Origin of the sequence: Viridibacillus sp. FSL E2-0187 (assembly GCF_038006425.1) — a bacterium.
Taxonomy (GTDB): Bacteria; Bacillota; Bacilli; order Bacillales_A; family Planococcaceae; genus Viridibacillus; species Viridibacillus arvi.
On the sequence record NZ_JBBOVG010000001.1, the window covers coordinates 3241163 to 3259753 of the forward strand.

Genomic DNA, 18591 nt, shown 5'->3' on the forward strand with positions numbered 1-18591 from the left:
CTATCCTTCCTTTTCTATAAAGTGTATGGTTACTTCCCCTTTAAAAATTCGATTTAAATGCTTTTTCTGGCGGTTAGCTTGATACATTTCAGCCATAGCATTACCTTTTGTGTAAATCTTCAGTTTTACATTATCACCCGATTGTTCCATTGCAATCGATTCGACAATATTTCGTTTCGAGGCATCTAATGCATATACAAATTTAAGTAATGCACCGATGTCACGCATTTTTTTAAACTCGTCCTTCGAAAACCACTCCATAAATGGTTCCGAATAACGGCTGAAATCATCTCTATTCTTGTATGAAGCAATTAACGCTAAACGAACACGCTGGCCATGGCTTATCCCATCAATTGAGCGATTCGACAGCAAGTAAAATGTATGTTGACTAGCAGCATCAACTTCAATGTACTCGCCTATATGAAATAACCTAGCGGCTTGCTTCAACATATGTAAATCTTCTGCATTATACAAAAATGCCCCTATTTTACAAACTTCAAAATAGGCCATTTCCGTTAGTTGTACAAAATGAGCTGTCTTCTCTAAAGGTTTATCAAATTCTGCAGCTAAAAATTTTGTACTCCTCTCAAAAACATTGTATTTGTTAAAAGCAGTTGGATTGTCCTTTAGTATGCGATCAATGACAAGACCTTCACGTAATCCTTTTCTACTAAATTGAAATGTCTCACTACCCACAACATCCATCAATGCTTGAAATACTATGATCACAGGTGTAATAATATCTGCACGATCACTTGAAAGCCCATCAAGTTGCTTTAATTCTTCGAATGTCAAAGATGTTACTTCGTTGCTAATAATTGTAAAGTCCTCTTGCGTCATTTCATATTGGTGGATACCTGAAATAGGATAATCCTTTTTACGTTGATCTAGCTTTGCCATGTTACGAGCACTTCCTCCTATACCTATAACAGGCAACTGAGCACCTTTTAGCCATAGCAATGTCTCAAAGTTACTTTTTGCAAACTCATAAATTTTTTCTCCAGCCTCAATTGTCATTGTGTCACCTTGGATAAATTGTTGCTTTAAGGACACCGATCCAAACGGAAAGCTATGAGAACACTGTAGTTCTTTATCTTTAAAATATGTTAACTCAGTACTACCACCTCCAATATCGATTGTTATAGCTGATGGTGTTTCTAATGTATGGGCCACAGCAAAATAGCCGAAATACGCCTCCTGCTCGCCTGATAATAACTCAATCTTTATCCCTGTTTTTTTCCACATATGCTCAATAATTTCAGAACTATTTTGTGCTTGACGAATTGCAGCAGTAGCTATGGCTCTTAGATCTACTATGTGATAATCATTTAAAATGTCTCTAAAAAAAAGTAACACTTCTTCAAGTTCCTGCACGCCTTCTTCAGACATTACGTTATCAACTTGTAAATAATTTCTTAAACGGGTTACCGATTTAATATTTTCTACTTCTTTTAAGCCTCTTAGCGGATCATACGTATAAAGTACAAGTCGGATTGTATTAGAGCCGATATCGATAATAGCTGTTTTAAAATAAGTCATTTGGGGCACATCCTTAGAATTTTTCTTGTCTCTCTATACAACCGAGAGTAATATTGGTATTATAATGTATATTATAAATTGAATGCTCTGAATTTTCTTCTAAACACAATCAATTACAGACATAACTTAAGTAGAAAGGCGGTATTTTATGCAAAGAGAATATTGTGATGAACAACTAGCTACTGCTATTTATACTGTAAATAGACACGCAAAAACTGCACCAGACAACAAACCTCTTTACGAGCTGAAACGCCTTGCACTTGAGAAAATGATTCTTGACAGCAGAGCGAAAAAAATTGGTTTACATTTTGTGAAAAACCCTCGTTTTAGTAAGCAACAATCATCAGTACTCATTCAATGCGCAGATTACTATTTTCATACTCTACCCAAAAAAGATGACTTTGCTTCATTACCCCATTTAGGACATCTTGATGACAGCTATCGTAACCCTCAACGTAAAATGAGCTTAAACACAGCTAGAAATGTATTAAAAGACTATTTAGGAATAAAAACCCAACAGATAGTAAAAAAAGAAACAGTTAGTACTTCAAATCCTAAAAAAAAGCCTTTAGTTAATAATTCAAGTTATTTTTACGGACACTAAACGCTATTATAATGACAAAACCGGATTCCTCATTTATTAAGGTATCCGGTTTTTTGCATTCATATACTTATAAGATATACTGATCTATTTTTAAGATGAGCTCGGCAATCTCTGGTTTGCTTATTTGATCTTCAGCCCCTACTTGATCTCCTTTATGTCTTAAATCATCTGTTATTAGACTAGAGAAGATAATAACAGGTAATTTCGACAATTCGGGATGGGTTTTAATTTGTTTTGTTAAATGATGACCATCCATTTGTGGCATCTCAATGTCTGTTACGACTAATTGTACAACCTTCGAAACATCATTTTCTCTGTCTGCTAAAGCAAGTAGATAATCTAAGGCGTCTTTCCCATTCTCGAAGAACTCTATATTCATATAACCTGCTTCATGCATCGTATCATGTAGTAATTTGCGAAGTAATGGTGAATCCTCCGCTATAACAATTTTCTTCTCTGAACGATTACGATCACCTAGTTTTTTTACAGACTCTACACTAATACCTGAATCAGGGTTAATATCTACCATAATCTTCTCAAAGTCCAATAGTAGCAGCATTAAATCCTCTTGTTTAATTACTCCGATAACTTGCGAACCACCACCCTGGTACATATCAGTAGGCTTTTCGATTTGATTCCATGAAATGCGATGAATCATCGTTACATTATCAACATGGAAGACGACGCGTTGTCGATTAAATTCTGCAACAATATATTTTTGTTGCTCATTAAAAGCACCAGACAAACCTAAAACTTTTTTCATATCTACAACTGGTAATACTTCTCCACGTAATTGAATTATTCCTTCAACATGTGGATGAGCATGAGGTATAAATGTAACCGGAATTGGTTGGATAATTTCTTTTACTTTAATAACATTAATACCAAATTTATTTGAACCCACTTCGAACTCAACAATTTCAAGTTCGTTTGTCCCGCTCTCTAGCAAAATACCCTGACTTTTTACCATTAGATTTGCCTCCTTGAGTCACACTTCTCTTTACTTCAATTGTAACATAAAGGGGACATTACTCCTATGTGGATTTAGTGACATTCGGGCGAACTCTTATATGGATGATCAGACCAATTATAGTTAATACAATTAAGGTTGACAAAGCTATACGGCTAGCAAGTGTTCCATAGTCCTTAAGTAACAAAGTCACTGTTCCGTAAATAGCAGGACCAATAATTGATGATACTTTCCCAGAAAAAGCGAATAATCCAAAGAACTGCCCTTGCTTTTCTTTTGGGCTAAGTTCGATAATATATGTTCGAGATGTTACCCACATAGACCCTAAGGAAACTCCAAACATACTACCCGCAATCCAAAACATCCATTGCTTTAATGCAAATACAGCGATGACAAGGGATACAATCATTAACAATGCTACATAAGTTATCGCTCTCTTAGCACCAACACTTTTAGTAATGTATCCAAACACTAGTGAACCAATAATAGTAGATACAGTAGATACTAAGTAAAGAATGATAAATTGTCCGGAGGAAAAACCTACAATTGCAGTTGCATAGACAGCCATCATAGCAATGGTTGTTGCAATAGCATCATTTAAAAAGAAGTAGGCAATCATAAACGTGAATATAGCTTTATAAGCTCGCATCTCTTTAAATGTTTTTATTATTTCTTTATAGCCCGATAAGAAAGACTTAACGTTCCGTTGTTCCTTTGGAACTGGTTTATCTTTGTTAATAAAAAATAATGGTAATGAAAAAATCAAGTATAATACCGCTGTAGGAATGAAAGCACGATGGAAATTTCCATCACTAACAAATGGATAGACTAGCAAACCAACAATCGTACCAAAATAACCAATCGCTACCCCATACCCGGATATAAGAGGCATCTCTTCTTTTGTTCCTAAATCTGGCATCATTGCATCATAGAATACTAAGCTTGAATTAAAAAAGAACTTTGCTATAACAAAACTTACAACAACTAAAAACAGACTCATGGGTACTCCACCAAATGTAATATCTGTTTGCCAGTAACTAAATACCCCCATCATAAAAGTGAAAATTATGGAAATTGATGAAAACCATACGATAAACCTCTTTTTCAGCCCGGTATAATCAATCCATACACCAAAAAGCGGAGAGAATATAACTAGGAAAAGGCTCGCTATTGCATTTGCATAGGAAATAAATGTACTGGCAACTTGTTGCTTTACTTCATTCGTTCCAAGTATTTCATCCATATAAAACGGAAAAAATACCGTATTAATATTGGATGAAAAAATAGTATTCGCAAAATCATAAAATGCCCATGACAATATAGGTAACGATAAATATAATCCCCACGGACTTCTTAATATCGATTTCTGAGACCCTACATTCATCATATCAACCTCCATCTTTATAACTATTCCATATTGAAAGAAAAATGTCCTGTATTTCAAAGTAAATTTACAAAAACCTTACATTCAATCGTCGAGTTTCCTACCCAAATTATCGAACAATGTCATATACTAATTATTTCTTTATATATATGTTGATAGAATTGTTGATATTAATAATTAAAAACCGCTACTGTGAGAAATTCACAGAGCGGTTTTAGAATAGTGTTATTTATAATAGCGAATCAATGCTTGTGTACCATTATCCTCATAACCTTTACTAGCTAATTCATCATACATTGTCTTTGCAAGTGAGAGACCAGGTAAATCTAATTGCATGAGTTCTGCTTCTTGTAAAGCAATTTTCATATCTTTTATAAAATGCTTTACATAGAATCCAGGAGCTAAATCTTCGTTCACTATACGTGGTGCTAAATTACTTAATGACCAGGAACCAGCTGCTCCTGAAGAAATAGAAACTAGGACATCTTCTATATCCAGACCTGCCTTTTTCCCATAAGCAATTGCTTCACATACGCCAATCATATTTGTTGCGATCGCAATTTGATTGCACATTTTCGTATGCTGACCTGCACCGGCTTCTCCTTGATAAACAATATTCGTTCCAATTAGATTAAATAGTGGAGTAATTTTATTAAATACATCACGTTCTCCACCCACCATAATCGATAGCGTTCCATTTTGTGCACCAATGTCACCGCCTGAAACAGGAGCGTCTAAAGCATCCATTTGTAATGATTTCGCATGGTCTGCAATTTTTTTTGCTAGAGTAGGCTGGGAAGTCGTCATATCAACGACGATTAAACCTGCTTGTCCATTTTTAAAGATTCCACTTTCATCGAAATATACTTCTTCGACATCTTGTGGGTAACCTACCATCGTAAAAACAATATTTGAGTGACTTGCTACATCGCCAGCTGTCTGAAACCAATTTGCTCCTAATTCAACAAGTGGTAAAGCTTTTTCCTTTGTTCTAGTATAAACATTAACAATATGACCTGCATGCAAAAAATGCTTAATAATGCTAGAACCCATTACCCCAGTACCTACAAACCCAATATTCCATTGTTCAGCCATCGTAATTTCCTCCATATTTATATATATGTTCTATATTGTATCAAAAAATTTTCCGAATTGTATGTCTTCTCTATATTACCACATAAAAAAAGACAGATGCGTTTGCATCTGCCAAAGAAAGGGGGAAATGAGATTGTTGCTGTGTTCATAATTATTGTTTCCTTTTAGCATAATTTTAAACCTTTTATTTCGAAAAATTAGAAAATTCATTAAGAAAATAAAAAAGAGCACTAGGAATTTTCCCTAATGCTTAACATTTTCCATTGTAAAATTATAATCATTCATCTTGTCGACATTCTGAAGTTGATAAATATTTAATAAATGATCTAGCTTTTTACTTAAGCGGATGGTTTCAATATTTGAAAAACCATGTTCAATTCCGGAACGGATCATCATTTCTCTTGTAGATTCTAATTTTTTCAAGATGGAATCAGACATTTACCATCCTCCTCTCAAGCTAAATTCTGTTCATTATTATACTATTATTCCCACTTTTTCGGAGAAGAAACTTTCGACATTTTTCGACAAACTAACTCCTCGCAACTTCCATGTATTGATAAATAACTTGACCACCTTGTTTTGCCACACCTCGGAAATGTTTGAAGTCTTCTCTCTTCACTAGTACTTCTCTAAAGGCATAAAATTCCTTTTTATCAACCGTGATATCTTTTCGAGTACCATTTTTCAATTCGTCTAACATATCATTATATGAATTCACTATTAAACTTCCTTTTTGTTTGAAATTTTCTTTTTTTTTTTAAATAATAATAGAAAATACTTTACCTCAGACGTATTTTCGTGCAAACTGTAAAGTATTAGTAGGTGAAGGAGCTGAATTTCTATGAAAATCGCTGAAATCGGAAATATCATTGAATTTAACGACGGTCTACAAGGCATTGTTGAGAAAGTAAATGAAAACTCTGTAATCGTCAACCTTACTTATATGGAAAATTTCAACAGTCTTGAAGTTGAAGAAAAAACAGTGGTCAATCACAAACGTTATAAAATATTATACAGTAACGAAGTTTAAAAAAAATGTTCCACGCCCATTATGAATACATATGTAACATATGCGACATACTTATAGCAATTCCTATTCGTTAACAGTATACATTACTAGACATTGGGCATTTAAAACACTACAATGATTGTATTTGAGTCTGCGCCGTCCCTCAGAATTTGAAGGGCGGCGTCTCTTTTGTACAAAAGCTACAAAATGTAAAAAAAGAGTTAAAGACCTTCTTTAAATATCCAGTTGGAGGTGATTATTAATATGAAGAAGCACACAAATATTTTAGTGCTTATTCTTTCATTGGTATTCATATACGTTCTGCTATACTTTAGTTTCGATCAAAAAGCTGTATTCTGGTATCTCTATACATTTACAATGCTGGTTGGTATGGCTTTTGCATTTGCATTTGGAAAAATTGAAGACAAAATCAAAACGTGGGAATACTTACTATTTGGGATAGGTTTTGGAACGATTTTATATGGTCTAATTGCATTAGGTTATCGTTTACTACCTTTCTTATCAGAAGAGCTTCTGAAAACAGTACACCAATTTATCAAAACATTCGGTCCTAGTACTTTATGGCACTATATACTACTGATTTTGATCATTGCTACCGCGGAAGAATTGTTCTGGCGTGGTTATGTACAACAACAACTAAAACAGTATATGAAGATGCCTTATGCTGTTATTCTAGCAGCGATTTTATTTGCAATGTCGCTTGCAGTAAGTGGTTTCTGGTTAGGCGTATTAGCTGCTTTCATAACTGGCATTATTTTTGGTTTCCTATATGAATGGAAAAAAAGCATGCCAATTATCATTGTCGCTCACCTTGTCATGATAACACTATTATTCCTATTATTACCACTATATTGATTTTTATACTATCAAAAAACCAATCGATTCATAATCGATTGGTTTTTTTCTTTTAATAAGATAAATCTTTTATAGATAGACCCATTTTTTTTAATAATGCAATTGCCTGATCTTTTTCTTCAGGCGAAAGGGCATTTGTAAGCTCGTATAATTGTTCTTCATGTCTAGGGAACAATTCCTCCATAAAAGCTTCACCTTCAGGAGTAATTTCAGCATAAGTGATACGACGATCTGAAGGACAAGATATACGATTTAGGAAACCTCTTTTTTCCAATTTATCAATTACATAAGTAATTGATCCACTTGCTAAAAGGATTTTATTCCCTATTTTCTGTAATGGTTGTCGTCCTTTGTGGAAAAGTAGCTCCAAAACCGCAAATTCTGTAGGGTTAAGTCCATTATCTTGAAAAAATTGATTTGTGCATTCATTTATTGCTTTATTTGCTCTCGATAAAACGATAAATAGTTTTAACGATTGTTTTATTTCTTCTGATGTCATTTAAATTCATCCTTCATATCCATTATCTTAATTTAAAGCTATTATATCGATAATGTTGAAGCTTTGTCAAAATAGACTAATGAAAAACCCATACACCCTTTAGCTTGTGTATAGGCTTTCTGGCTTTGGTTCATACTGAGGGATTGAAGGGTCTACTCCTAATGGCAATGTAATTTCAAAACTTGTCCCTTTTTGTAATTCACTAGACACTTCAATTTTACCACCGTGCTCTTCAATTGTTTTCAATACGAATGGCAGACCTAGACCTGTCCCACTTTTTTTCGTAGAATAAAATGGCATGAAAATCTTTTGGATTTCTAGATCGCTTATACCTGAACCACAGTCTTTAATTGTTAACTTCATTTGCCCCATAAAGTCAAAAGTTTGGGTAATCGTTATTTCGCCACCATCTGGCATGACTTCTATAGCATTTTTAATAAGATTTATTAGTACTTGTTTGATTTTAAAATCATCCGCATATATATAACCCGGTTCAAAATCCGGTTTATTATATACTATGTTAACGTTTTTCATTAATGCATTTGGTAACATTAACTCAAGAACTTTAGTTACAATTCCACTTAAAGACAACATACTCTTTGTCCATTCTTTCGGTTTAGACAATACTAAAAATTCATTGAGAATTGCTTCCATTCTCTCAAGTTCACTATCAATAACTGATAAATAACGGCGATTTTCTTCAGTCGCACTTATTTTTAATAATTCGGTAAAACCTTTTAAGGATGTCATCGGATTACGTATTTCATGTGCGATACTAGCTGCAAGCTCTCCTAGAATGTTAAGTGAATCTTGATGTTCCACTTGTTGTTTTAAGTTCATCATTTCAGTGTCATCACGAATAACAGTCATGTGAAGTTCAGATGTCGTATCGTAGGTGCTCACAATATTTAGATACCTAGTATATTCATTTGCAAACTGAATATTAAAAGTATGCTCAGCTTTGCCTGCCGTCAATAGCTGTTTAAAGAAATGACGAATTTCATTTGTTTCCCCATGGAATATCTCCATTAAAACAGGTATTTTATTGCCAAGAAGGACCTTTCTTGACACTTGTAATAATTCTTCTGCCTGATTATTAACCTCTACAATGGTACCATTCTTATCCGTTAATATTATGCCATTTGTAGAATAATTAAACACATGATTAAATTTCTTCTCACTGTCATTCAATAAACTGAAAGTCGGCAATTCTACAGTAGATCGTTCGAATCGCACCATCATGACATTAAATTTAGTATAATGGAATCCTGTAATTCTAACTCCTTCAATTATACTTTGATTTATATTTAAATTAAGTACGCATGCTGCATGCTTTTCATTGATTAATTCATGAATAAACTGTTGCCAATCTGCTTTAAAAGACTCTTCCACAATATTTTCTAAGTCCATACTTAGATCTATTGCTAACATTTCCTTTGCAGAATCATTAATTCTAACCATTTTGCAATTAGTATCTAAAATTGTAAGCGGGTCTTTTATTTCCTTAAATAAATAGTCGAACGTTGGATTAGTACTACTCGTCATACGCTGTTTCACCGTACCTTTCGTTTACTTCTATAACCCTATGCATCCTATTAAAAAAGTATGCAAATATAATCGAAAATAAAAAGGTCACAATTGAGACACAAACGTTTATATATAATATTCAGATTATTCCACAAAAAATAATATATAGGAATAGGTCTTTATCCTTATATTGCAGAAATTTCACAATATTGTTACAATCAATAACGGTTACACATATGTTACTTTCTCATTAATAACAGCCTACATTACGCTGTTTTCCAAAGGAGTTCACAAATATGAACATAGTACTAGCTACTTTAAATGCAAAATATATCCATACTAATATTGCATTGCGCTATTTAAAATCATTTGCTACACCAGAATTCGACCCAATTATCTCTGAATACACTATTAAAGACCCTTCTTTTAATATTGTTTCTGATATTTATCAAAAAAAACCTGATATCGTGGGTTTTAGCTGCTACATATGGAATATCGAAGAAACGATTCGCGTCATTAGAATGTTAAAAAAAGTTAGTCCTAATACGAAAATCATTCTTGGTGGTCCTGAAGTATCTTACGATGTGCATGATTGGCTTCGCCGACTTAATGACGTGGATTATATCATTATGGGTGAAGGAGAATATTCTTTTAAACAACTACTTTTCCACTTTAATGGCGAACTCCCCCTTGAAGAAGTACCAGGAATTTGTTATTTAAAAGATGGTAAAGTCATTATTCACCCTCAGCCTAAAAAAGTCGATTTACGCGAAATGCCAAGTCCTTATCGCTTTGAAGAGGACATTCCTGATATTCCAAAACGAATTTCATATATTGAAACAAGCCGTGGATGTCCATTTAGCTGTCAATTCTGCCTATCATCAATTGAAGTTGGAGTCCGTTACTTTAACCGTGAAAAAATAAAAGAAGATATTCGTTACTTAATGGAACATGGTGCTAGAACGATTAAATTCGTCGACCGCACATTTAATATTAGTCGTAGCTATGCAATGGAAATGTTCCAATTTTTAATCGATGAACATAAACCAGGTGTAGTTTTTCAATTTGAAATTACAGCTGATATTATGCGACCTGAAGTCATTCAATTTTTGAATGATAACGCGCCTAAGGGGCTATTCCGTTTTGAGATAGGTGTTCAATCAACAAATGACTTAACGAATGAACTTGTCAAACGAAGACAAAACTTCGAAAAACTATCTCGTACAGTTACTATGGTTAAAGATGGTGGCAAGATTGACCAGCATTTGGACTTAATTGCTGGGTTACCTGAAGAAGATTATGCTAGTTTCCGTCAAACTTTTAATGATGTATTTGCAATGCGTCCGGAGGAGTTACAACTAGGTTTCTTAAAACTACTACGCGGTACAGGTCTTCGATTGCAAGCGAAGGAATATGGTTATGAATATGTCGATATGGCACCATATGAAATTTTCGCTAACAACTTATTAACATTTGATGATATTTTACGTATTAAACAAGCAGAAGATGTATTAGAAAAATATTGGAATGATCATCGTATGGATCGTACTGTAGAATATCTAGTAACAGATGTATTTGAATCGCCATTCGACTTCTTCCAAGAATTCGGTACATATTGGGAAGAGCGAGCATGGTCAAGAATAGGTCATCAGCTTGAAGATTTATTTAACCGTTTACTTCAATTTTTACATGACCGTGGTGGCGTAAATTTAGAAATAGTAACAAACTTAATGCAACTTGATTACTTAGCAGTCCAACAGTTCCAACCTCGTAAAATTTGGTGGGATAAACGCGTTTCAAGTGAAGAATCCAAAAAGCTTTTCCAACAGTTGCGTGAAAATCCCACAATCGCTGGTGAGGAATTTGCTTCATTCCAATTAAATGAAAAGGAATTATATAAACATACTTTACTCGTTCCTTTCTCACTTGATTATGAAGCTTTAGAAAATGGACAGCTTGCAGCTCAAAATGGTTATTTATTAACCTATTTCAGAAAAGATAATAAACCTTACTTCACAACTATTTCAGGTACTCTCATTTCTTAATAACAAAGCAGGGCAAATGCCATTAAAATTGGCTTTGCCCTGCTTTTTTTCTTTCGCTAAAAATGAACACGTTATGAATCAAAAAAAATCGTCTACGTTTTTAACTTAATGTTAGAACGTAGACGACTTTCTGAAGATTATCCAATAATTACTCGCTCTTTTGGATAGTGGTATTTCGATTTCTTTGCCTTCCCTCCAAGAGAATATAAGAAGGATATAAGACCAACTCGACCAATGAACATTAGTAACATCATGATTACTTTCCCAATTGATGATAAATGTTCTGTCAAACCAAGTGACATACCACAAGTTCCGAATGCCGATGTAATTTCAAATACAATTTGAGTTAATGTAGCTTCCGGCTCAGTGATTAATAAAATCATCGTTGCAACAAGTACCATCGCTACAGCTAAGATGATAACAACATATGAACGGTACACATCAACAATATGAATCTCACGATTAAAAATCTGAATTTCTTCCTTACCTCTTGCAAAATTAATTAAAAATAAAATTGCTATCGCAAAAGTAGTTGTTCGAATACCACCACCAACCGAACTTGGCGAAGCCCCTATAAACATTAGGAAACTTAAAAAAACATCTGTCGCTTCACTGAATTTCGTGACATCTATTGTCGTTAATCCACCTGAACGTGCTGAAATAGAATGGAACATCGCTGAGAAAAATGCCTCATGCCAGCTCATCCCTTTAAAGGCATGGAATGATTCAATAATAAGTATTACGAAAGTACCGAAGAGAAATAACATTGCATAAGTAGCTGTCGTAATTTTTGTAAACAACGAGAAACGAAAATTTCTATTTTTATTTTCTAAAAATGCTTTAAGTTCAATCAAAACAGGGAAACCAATTGCCCCTAAAGTAATTAATAACATATTAATTGCTTGTACAAAATAATCACCATGGAAAGGTAATAATGACATACCGGTTATATCAAAACCACCATTTGTCGTCGCAGAAATAGCTCCGAAAACACCATGTAATAATGCTTCTTTAAAGTTGTCGAAATATTGTACGAAATAAAGTGTTAATACGGTAGCGCCTATAAGTTCAATCGTTATTAATATTTTCACGATTTCTTTTATTAGATACACGACACCTGATATTTTTGTTTGGTTGTGATCGACCATGATTAGTTGACGTTCACGCATCCCAATCTTCTTTCCGACAAGTAACCAAATAAAGGTACCTAAAGACATTATCCCAATTGCACCTAATTGTAAAATAAGTAGTAACATAACAATACCAAAAACTGAATACGTTTCAGATATATTCGTAACTGTTAAACCGGTCACACTAACTGCACTAACTGCAGTAAATAACGAATCAAGTAACGAAACTTCTACACCTGGTTTATGTACACCTGGTAATCTTAAAAGTACGAAAGAAATAGCAATGGCTATAAAATAATATGAAACAATAGCTTGGAATGGTGTTGCACGCCGATTGATATCTTTAGTAAACCCCAAATAAATCGAATCCTTTCAATCTTGAAAACAAGATACTCCCTATTGTATGAAAAAGTAAGAGAAAAGGAAAGTACCTAAAAATATTCTCTCTATAACTTTTCAATCTCCCCTATTCTGCCCTTTTTCTCCAAAGAAAAAACCCTATTCACCATAAATATGGAGAATAGGGTTACAACTAAATTATTCAGTTGCATCTGACTTTTTCTTATTGCGGACTCCTACAAGATAGCCACCTACCGCTAGTACAAGAAGTACAATCCAGAATGTCATTTTCCAAGCAGTTGAGTGAGGGAAATTCTCTTCTAAAATCGCTACCTTTGGGTGTGCTAATGTTAAAACTAATAATTTCACTCCGACCCATCCAACGATTAGAAATGCCGCCGTTTCTAAAGATGGATAAGTTTGTAGTATCTTAACAAACCATTGTGCTGCAAAACGCATAATGACTAAGCCAATAATACCGCCTAAGAACATAACTGCGAACTGACCACCATTAATACCACCTACGTGGAAGTTACCTATTTCAGGTAGTGTTACAGCTAAAGCTACTGCAGCAAGCATTGAATCAATAGCAAAAGCCAAATCTGCTAATTCTACTTTAAATACTGTCATCCAGAAGCCAGAACCCTGCTTTTCTTCGACCTCTTCCTCCTGATTCTTTTTCTTCCAATGATCATATAAATGTTTGAAACAGATAAATAGTAAATACGCTGCTCCTAACGCTTGAATTTGCCAAAAGTTCACTAGGAATGTAATCATAAATAGCGCAGCAAATCGTAATACAAACGCACCTAGCAAGCCGTAAAATAACGCTCTTTTTTGTTGAACAGGTGGTAAGTGCTTGACCATAACAGCCATAACAACCGCATTATCTGCGGCTAATAAACCTTCTAATACTATTAGTACTAATAGTACCCATGCATATTCCAATAATATCGCGTCCATCCAATTTCCTCCTTTTTCAAACAAAAATAAAAGACCCATGCCTAATAAAAGGCAAAGGTCTCGCTTAGCAATTTTAAAAATTCATTTGCTCTCATAACCGATGGCGATCAAACCATGTAATGACGACTATGAGGTAGGTTTCCCTATAGCTACTCCCCTTTGACAAAATGTCAAAAGTAATTAAGTTTGTTTGTGACTCTATTATAACTAAAATATTTGGGTAAGTAAACTTTTTTCTAGGAGGAAAATTCATTTTTTAAAAGTAACTATTATTAGTATCATTTAATCTGAATCTGATAGGCTCTGTTATTTTTATGCTTATTATAGAACTTTATCATCGTAGGTAGGGATTGAATAAAGTCTTTACATTGAAATGAAGAACCTGCTAAAAGTTGCTCAGCTGTCCTAGTGTCAAATGATGCATTCCACGTTAAATAGTCAAGAGTCTCATACTCAACCCCAAGTGCTTTACGAACAGATAGTATACTCATTGATTTTCTAGCAAGACTTAACGGAATACGACCTTTTGGCTTCTTACCAGTCAAAGTAAGTACCATGGCTCGATATATTTCTTGAACAGGATGCGGATTAGGATCAGTCATATGCACAGTCTTCCCTATAGCCTCGTAAATAGTACTCAAATAAACAACACCGTTCGTTATATAATCTATAGGTACCACATTTAATCTGGCATTCGATTGACCGATGTATGGAATAATTGGGAGACATTTCAATCGATCAATCATATTCAAAAAGAAATACGGTCCATCAAATTTAACTGTTTCTCCAGTTTGTGAATGACCTCTCACGATACCAGGACGAATTATCGTTACTGGCATCGTCGCCTTTAATTGTTCTACTAATGTCTCTGCTTCGAATTTCGTTTCTTCATAGAAATTTTTAAAACTTCTTGGACGAATTAATTCAGATTCCTTTAAAATGCCTTCACGGGTTCCTGCAACATAAGCCGTACTAAAATACATATAACGTTTTATATTTTCCATTCGGCTAACAAATTCATTTACCATTGATGTGCCTTGAACATTTACTTTCCAGGCAACCTCTTTTGGTACAGCCAAATCATAGATAGCAGCTAAATGCCAAACGACATCCACCTCATTCATTAATACCTCAAGTTGATCGCCGTTAATATCTAAGTTTGGTAATGTAATATCCCCTTCAATAATAACTATTTTTTTCCCCGGATAAACTTTTAATATGCGCTCTGCCTCAGCTTCAGCACGTTGTTTCTCCGTTATTAATACCACCGCATACACTTTATCGTACAATTCTTCTTTAAAGGCTGTACGAACAATTTGACTAGCAATAAAACCAGGAAACCCTGTAAAAAAACCGGTAGCCATCCCATCCACCCCTTAATTACTATGCTTTTCTTTTTTTATGCAAAAAACGTGTTTCACGATCAAACAAACTATAAACAATCGGTACAATATAGAGAGTTAAAAATGTAGAACTTACTAATCCGCCGATAACAGCAATCCCCATTGGTTGATTCATTTCGGTTCCTTCACCTAAACCAATGGCTAAAGGTATTAATCCTAGAACAGTCGTTGAAGCTGTCATTAATATTGGCCTTAAACGATCTCTTGCAGAAGTGACAATCGCTTCAAAAGATGGTACTCCAGCAGCCTTTCGCTGATTAATGTAATCGACAAGTACAATACCATTATTAACAACTATTCCAACTAGAACCAGAATACCAATAATGGCAGTCACCCCAATCGGAGTATTCGTTAACACTAAAGCAAGTGCAACACCAATAACCATTAATGGTACAGTGAACATAATGACAAAAGGATATTTAAAAGATTCAAACTGAGCTGCCATTACGATATAAACAAGTATTACTGCTAATATAATGGCTAACAGCATATCGTTAATCGATTCATCAAACAGTTCGCGATCTCCACTAAATTTAATCAATGTACTTTCTGGAAGATTGAGCTCTTTAATTACTTTATCAACTTTTTCTCCTGCCCCAGTTAACGTTTGTGTTGACTTATACTTCAAAATAAAGGCAACGGATGGCAGTTGGTCCGTACGTCTGATAGATACTGGCCCTTCTTGCACTTTCACTTCAGCTACATCCTGTAATTCAACAAATTCACCTGTTGCACTTCTCAGTTGTAACTTTTTTAATTGCTCGATACTTTTTTTATATGTTTCACCGTAATTCACAACAACCGATTGTACTTCTTCTTGATTTGTCAAAATTTGCGTTGCTGTGACGCCTTTTGTCATTTGTTGTACGGTTTGTGCAATTTGGGCGGGCACAAAACCTAATTCTGAGGCCTTCTGTTGCTTCACATTTACTTGTATTTCTTCAACTGTATTATTGAGGTCATTTTCAACTTCAGTAATATCTGAAATTGTCTCTATTTTCTTCTGAATATCCTCCACTGCCTGATTAAGACGCTTATGATTCGTGTCAGAAACTCTAAATGTTAATGTATTCGGAGCAGAGCCAGATGCTGTTTGCATATTAAAACTAACATCTGCCCTATTCCCTACGTCCTGTTGCACATCTTTTTGTATATCATCTACGAACTCAAATACAGAGCGCTTTCGTTTATCAAGGGATACTAGTTTGATCGAAAGTTCAGCTTCATTTGCTTTAGAATTCCCCCTCGATTGTGTTTGTTGATTCCCTCCGATGAAGCTAACGTAAACTGCAACGTCTTTTTCCTTTTTCAATCGCTCTTCAATTAACTGAACCACTTCTTCTGTTTTAGAAAGCGCGGAGCCATTTTTAAGTTTCACAGAAATTGAAAAGAACCCTTCATCAGTCGATGGCAAAAACTCCATGCCCGTACGGGTTAATCCAAAAACCGAAAGAACAAGTAAAAATAGTGTTACAGCAAGCACTAAGAATCTATGTTTAATTGCCCACTCAACTGAATTTTTAAATGCAGTATACCGTTTGGAATTGCTACGCTTTTCTTCAATATCTTCTGGCTTTCTCTTCAACATATGCCCGGCCATCATCGGCACAACAGTAAGTGCAACGACTAAAGACGCAAATAAACTAAAAGAAATAGTCAATGCAAATTCAGTGAAAATTTGACCAATTAATCCTGTTATAAAAATAACTGGTACAAACACAGCTACTGTCGTTAAGGTAGATGCAATAATTGCTATGGCTACTTCTTTCGTTCCTTCAGAAGCTGCTTGCTTTGGTGTTTTCCCCATCCCTAGATGGCGCTCAATATTTTCAATTACGACAATAGAGTTATCAACAAGCATACCGATCCCTAAAGCTAGTGCTCCAAGCGTTAATATATTTAACGAAAAATTTGCGAAATACATCAGAACGAATGTCACAATGACAGAATACGGGATTGCAACCGCTATGATAATAGGGCTACGAATGCCTCTTAAAAAAACAAATAGAACTAACATAGCAAAAATCCCACCATATATGAGCGATGAACCAATATTATCAATTGCTAACTTTACATAATCCCCCTGATCAAATAAAATATCAGCCTTAACACCTTCATACTGCTTTTGGGTTAACAAAGTGTTTAATGAGGTTTGGAAATTCTTTGAAACTTCTGCTGTATTAGCTCCGGATTCTTGTAAGACAGACATTAAGACAGCTGGATGCTCATTTGCTCTAGTAATCGTTGCAGTTGGTTGCTCAGCCACTTTTACATTTGCAATGTCTTGTAATTGTATTTCATCCCCATTTAAAGGGTTTGTTTTTACAATAAGTGTTTTTAAATCGTTTACTGAACTTAACGTACTTAACACTCTCACTGTCAATTGCTGTCCTTGACCCGTTTCAATCGGATCTCCAGGTAGTGAAACATTGTTCCCTTGAATTGTTTGGACAATATCTGCCTGGGTTAAACCATTTTTTACAAGCTTGTCCTTATCTAATGTTATACGCATTTCTTCTATAAGCGTCCCTGAAATATTCACACTAGCAACGCCTTCAGTCCGTAGTAAATCTTTCTCTAGTTTTTCTGCTAAAATTCGAACATCTTGTTTGTCTCCAGTTGCTTGCAATGTCAGTTGAATAACTGGAAATTGAGCTGGATCAAACTTTAAAAATTGAGGACGATTAGCTTCTGATGGGATAGGAGTTTGATCTATACGCTGTAAAACATCCGTTTGTATCTTATTTATATCTGTCGACCAATTGAATTCAAGCATCATAAAGTTTGCGCCCTCTTGAGAAGTCGATTGAATCGATTTAATTCCCGGCAAGGTTGATAAGGTACTTTCTAAAGGTTTTGTAACCTTTTCATTTACTTCAGCTGGACTAGCTCCTGAATAATTTGTAACGACAACACCAATTGGCGGATTTAATTCAGGAATTAAAGTCACTGGAATTTTGAAAAAAGATACTACGCCTAGAATAATCACGAGCAACATCGTCACTATCGTAAAAACTGGCCTCTTGATGGAAAAATTACTAATCTTCATTGCGCTCGCTCCTTTTTACTCATTCTTTTAATCATATTGAATTATTACTTTAACTTCAAATGTTTTTGATAATAATGATTTTTCCGAACTTTTATAAATATCGCGTCATACATACTATTGACAAGTTTAATGTGTGTTAAATCTAATTGTGAAACATTT

16 protein-coding genes are annotated in these 18591 nt (G+C 34.6%); 4 read left to right on the top strand and 12 right to left on the bottom strand.

Features of this window, described 5'->3' with window-relative positions:
* On the bottom strand, positions 1–1539 hold the full coding sequence (locus tag MHH85_RS15890) for a Ppx/GppA phosphatase family protein (protein WP_193738586.1): 1539 nt from the start codon (positions 1537–1539) through the stop codon (positions 1–3).
* 148 nt (positions 1540–1687) lie between these two features.
* Here MHH85_RS15890 and MHH85_RS15895 point away from each other — a divergent pair, with 148 nt between their 5' ends.
* Entirely contained in the window at positions 1688–2143 is a 456-nt protein-coding gene (locus tag MHH85_RS15895) for a YkyB family protein (RefSeq protein WP_193738585.1), read from the top strand.
* 67 nt (positions 2144–2210) lie between these two features.
* On the opposite strand, the gene MHH85_RS15900 is transcribed toward MHH85_RS15895, so the two are convergent.
* The 5 genes from MHH85_RS15900 to MHH85_RS15920 form a co-directional block, all read right to left on the bottom strand.
* The gene (locus tag MHH85_RS15900; RefSeq protein WP_340707700.1) at positions 2211–3113 is read right to left on the bottom strand and encodes a chemotaxis protein; all 903 of its coding nucleotides are present in this window, start codon (positions 3111–3113) and stop codon (positions 2211–2213) included.
* Positions 3114–3177: 64 nt separating this feature from the next.
* Entirely contained in the window at positions 3178–4500 is a 1323-nt protein-coding gene (locus tag MHH85_RS15905) for an MFS transporter (protein WP_340707701.1), read from the bottom strand.
* Between the two features lie 222 nt (positions 4501–4722).
* Positions 4723–5592 carry an NAD(P)-dependent oxidoreductase gene (locus tag MHH85_RS15910; RefSeq protein WP_193738582.1) on the bottom strand — a complete coding sequence of 290 codons (870 nt, stop codon included), beginning with the start codon at positions 5590–5592 and terminating at the stop codon, positions 4723–4725.
* Between the two features lie 243 nt (positions 5593–5835).
* Positions 5836–6030 (bottom strand): aspartyl-phosphate phosphatase Spo0E family protein, encoded by a 195-nt coding sequence (locus MHH85_RS15915; protein WP_038183512.1) that lies wholly within the window; start codon positions 6028–6030, stop codon positions 5836–5838.
* 91 nt (positions 6031–6121) lie between these two features.
* On the bottom strand, positions 6122–6310 hold the full coding sequence (locus MHH85_RS15920; RefSeq protein WP_193741201.1) for a hypothetical protein: 189 nt from the start codon (positions 6308–6310) through the stop codon (positions 6122–6124).
* 123 nt (positions 6311–6433) lie between these two features.
* On the opposite strand from MHH85_RS15920, the gene MHH85_RS15925 reads away from it, so the two are divergent.
* Both MHH85_RS15925 and MHH85_RS15930 read left to right on the top strand, forming a co-directional pair.
* On the top strand, positions 6434–6622 hold the full coding sequence (locus MHH85_RS15925; protein WP_038183507.1) for a YkvS family protein: 189 nt from the start codon (positions 6434–6436) through the stop codon (positions 6620–6622).
* Positions 6623–6865: 243 nt separating this feature from the next.
* A complete protein-coding gene (locus tag MHH85_RS15930) occupies positions 6866–7477 on the top strand; it encodes a CPBP family intramembrane glutamic endopeptidase (protein ID WP_053417632.1) in 612 nt (203 codons plus the stop codon).
* 52 nt (positions 7478–7529) lie between these two features.
* On the opposite strand, the gene MHH85_RS15935 is transcribed toward MHH85_RS15930, so the two are convergent.
* Both MHH85_RS15935 and MHH85_RS15940 read right to left on the bottom strand, forming a co-directional pair.
* Positions 7530–7976: a MarR family winged helix-turn-helix transcriptional regulator gene (locus tag MHH85_RS15935; RefSeq protein ID WP_193738580.1), complete on the bottom strand. Its 447-nt coding sequence runs from the start codon at positions 7974–7976 to the stop codon at positions 7530–7532.
* Positions 7977–8075: 99 nt separating this feature from the next.
* The gene (locus MHH85_RS15940) at positions 8076–9521 is read right to left on the bottom strand and encodes a PAS domain-containing sensor histidine kinase (protein WP_193738579.1); all 1446 of its coding nucleotides are present in this window, start codon (positions 9519–9521) and stop codon (positions 8076–8078) included.
* Between the two features lie 278 nt (positions 9522–9799).
* Between MHH85_RS15940 and MHH85_RS15945 the strand changes: the two genes are divergently transcribed.
* Positions 9800–11548, top strand: a complete 1749-nt coding sequence (locus tag MHH85_RS15945; RefSeq protein WP_340707702.1) for a B12-binding domain-containing radical SAM protein — start codon at positions 9800–9802, stop codon at positions 11546–11548.
* A gap of 137 nt (positions 11549–11685) precedes the next feature.
* On the opposite strand, the gene MHH85_RS15950 is transcribed toward MHH85_RS15945, so the two are convergent.
* The 4 genes from MHH85_RS15950 to MHH85_RS15965 all read right to left on the bottom strand — a co-directional run bounded on the left by MHH85_RS15950 (position 11686) and on the right by MHH85_RS15965 (position 18432).
* The gene (locus tag MHH85_RS15950) at positions 11686–13035 is read right to left on the bottom strand and encodes a TrkH family potassium uptake protein (protein ID WP_193738577.1); all 1350 of its coding nucleotides are present in this window, start codon (positions 13033–13035) and stop codon (positions 11686–11688) included.
* Positions 13036–13215: 180 nt separating this feature from the next.
* On the bottom strand, positions 13216–13980 hold the full coding sequence (locus MHH85_RS15955; RefSeq protein ID WP_340707703.1) for a TerC family protein: 765 nt from the start codon (positions 13978–13980) through the stop codon (positions 13216–13218).
* A gap of 278 nt (positions 13981–14258) precedes the next feature.
* Positions 14259–15344 (bottom strand): SDR family oxidoreductase, encoded by a 1086-nt coding sequence (locus MHH85_RS15960; RefSeq protein WP_340707704.1) that lies wholly within the window; start codon positions 15342–15344, stop codon positions 14259–14261.
* Positions 15345–15363: 19 nt separating this feature from the next.
* Positions 15364–18432, bottom strand: coding sequence for an efflux RND transporter permease subunit (locus tag MHH85_RS15965; protein ID WP_340707705.1), 3069 nt, complete (start codon positions 18430–18432; stop codon positions 15364–15366).
* Positions 18433–18591: the final 159 nt, after the last annotated feature.

Coding starts and splice junctions, on each gene's coding strand:
- MHH85_RS15915 (WP_038183512.1), bottom strand. CDS start 6,030: ATGTCTGATTCCATCTTGAAAAAATTAGAATCTACAAGAGAAATGATG.
- MHH85_RS15945 (WP_340707702.1), top strand. CDS start 9,800: ATGAACATAGTACTAGCTACTTTAAATGCAAAATATATCCATACTAAT.
- MHH85_RS15935 (WP_193738580.1), bottom strand. CDS start 7,976: ATGACATCAGAAGAAATAAAACAATCGTTAAAACTATTTATCGTTTTA.
- MHH85_RS15940 (WP_193738579.1), bottom strand. CDS start 9,521: ATGACGAGTAGTACTAATCCAACGTTCGACTATTTATTTAAGGAAATA.
- MHH85_RS15925 (WP_038183507.1), top strand. CDS start 6,434: ATGAAAATCGCTGAAATCGGAAATATCATTGAATTTAACGACGGTCTA.
- MHH85_RS15895 (WP_193738585.1), top strand. CDS start 1,688: ATGCAAAGAGAATATTGTGATGAACAACTAGCTACTGCTATTTATACT.
- MHH85_RS15910 (WP_193738582.1), bottom strand. CDS start 5,592: ATGGCTGAACAATGGAATATTGGGTTTGTAGGTACTGGGGTAATGGGT.
- MHH85_RS15965 (WP_340707705.1), bottom strand. CDS start 18,432: ATGAAGATTAGTAATTTTTCCATCAAGAGGCCAGTTTTTACGATAGTG.
- MHH85_RS15955 (WP_340707703.1), bottom strand. CDS start 13,980: ATGGACGCGATATTATTGGAATATGCATGGGTACTATTAGTACTAATA.
- MHH85_RS15905 (WP_340707701.1), bottom strand. CDS start 4,500: ATGATGAATGTAGGGTCTCAGAAATCGATATTAAGAAGTCCGTGGGGA.
- MHH85_RS15890 (WP_193738586.1), bottom strand. CDS start 1,539: ATGACTTATTTTAAAACAGCTATTATCGATATCGGCTCTAATACAATC.
- MHH85_RS15960 (WP_340707704.1), bottom strand. CDS start 15,344: ATGGCTACCGGTTTTTTTACAGGGTTTCCTGGTTTTATTGCTAGTCAA.
- MHH85_RS15900 (WP_340707700.1), bottom strand. CDS start 3,113: ATGGTAAAAAGTCAGGGTATTTTGCTAGAGAGCGGGACAAACGAACTT.
- MHH85_RS15930 (WP_053417632.1), top strand. CDS start 6,866: ATGAAGAAGCACACAAATATTTTAGTGCTTATTCTTTCATTGGTATTC.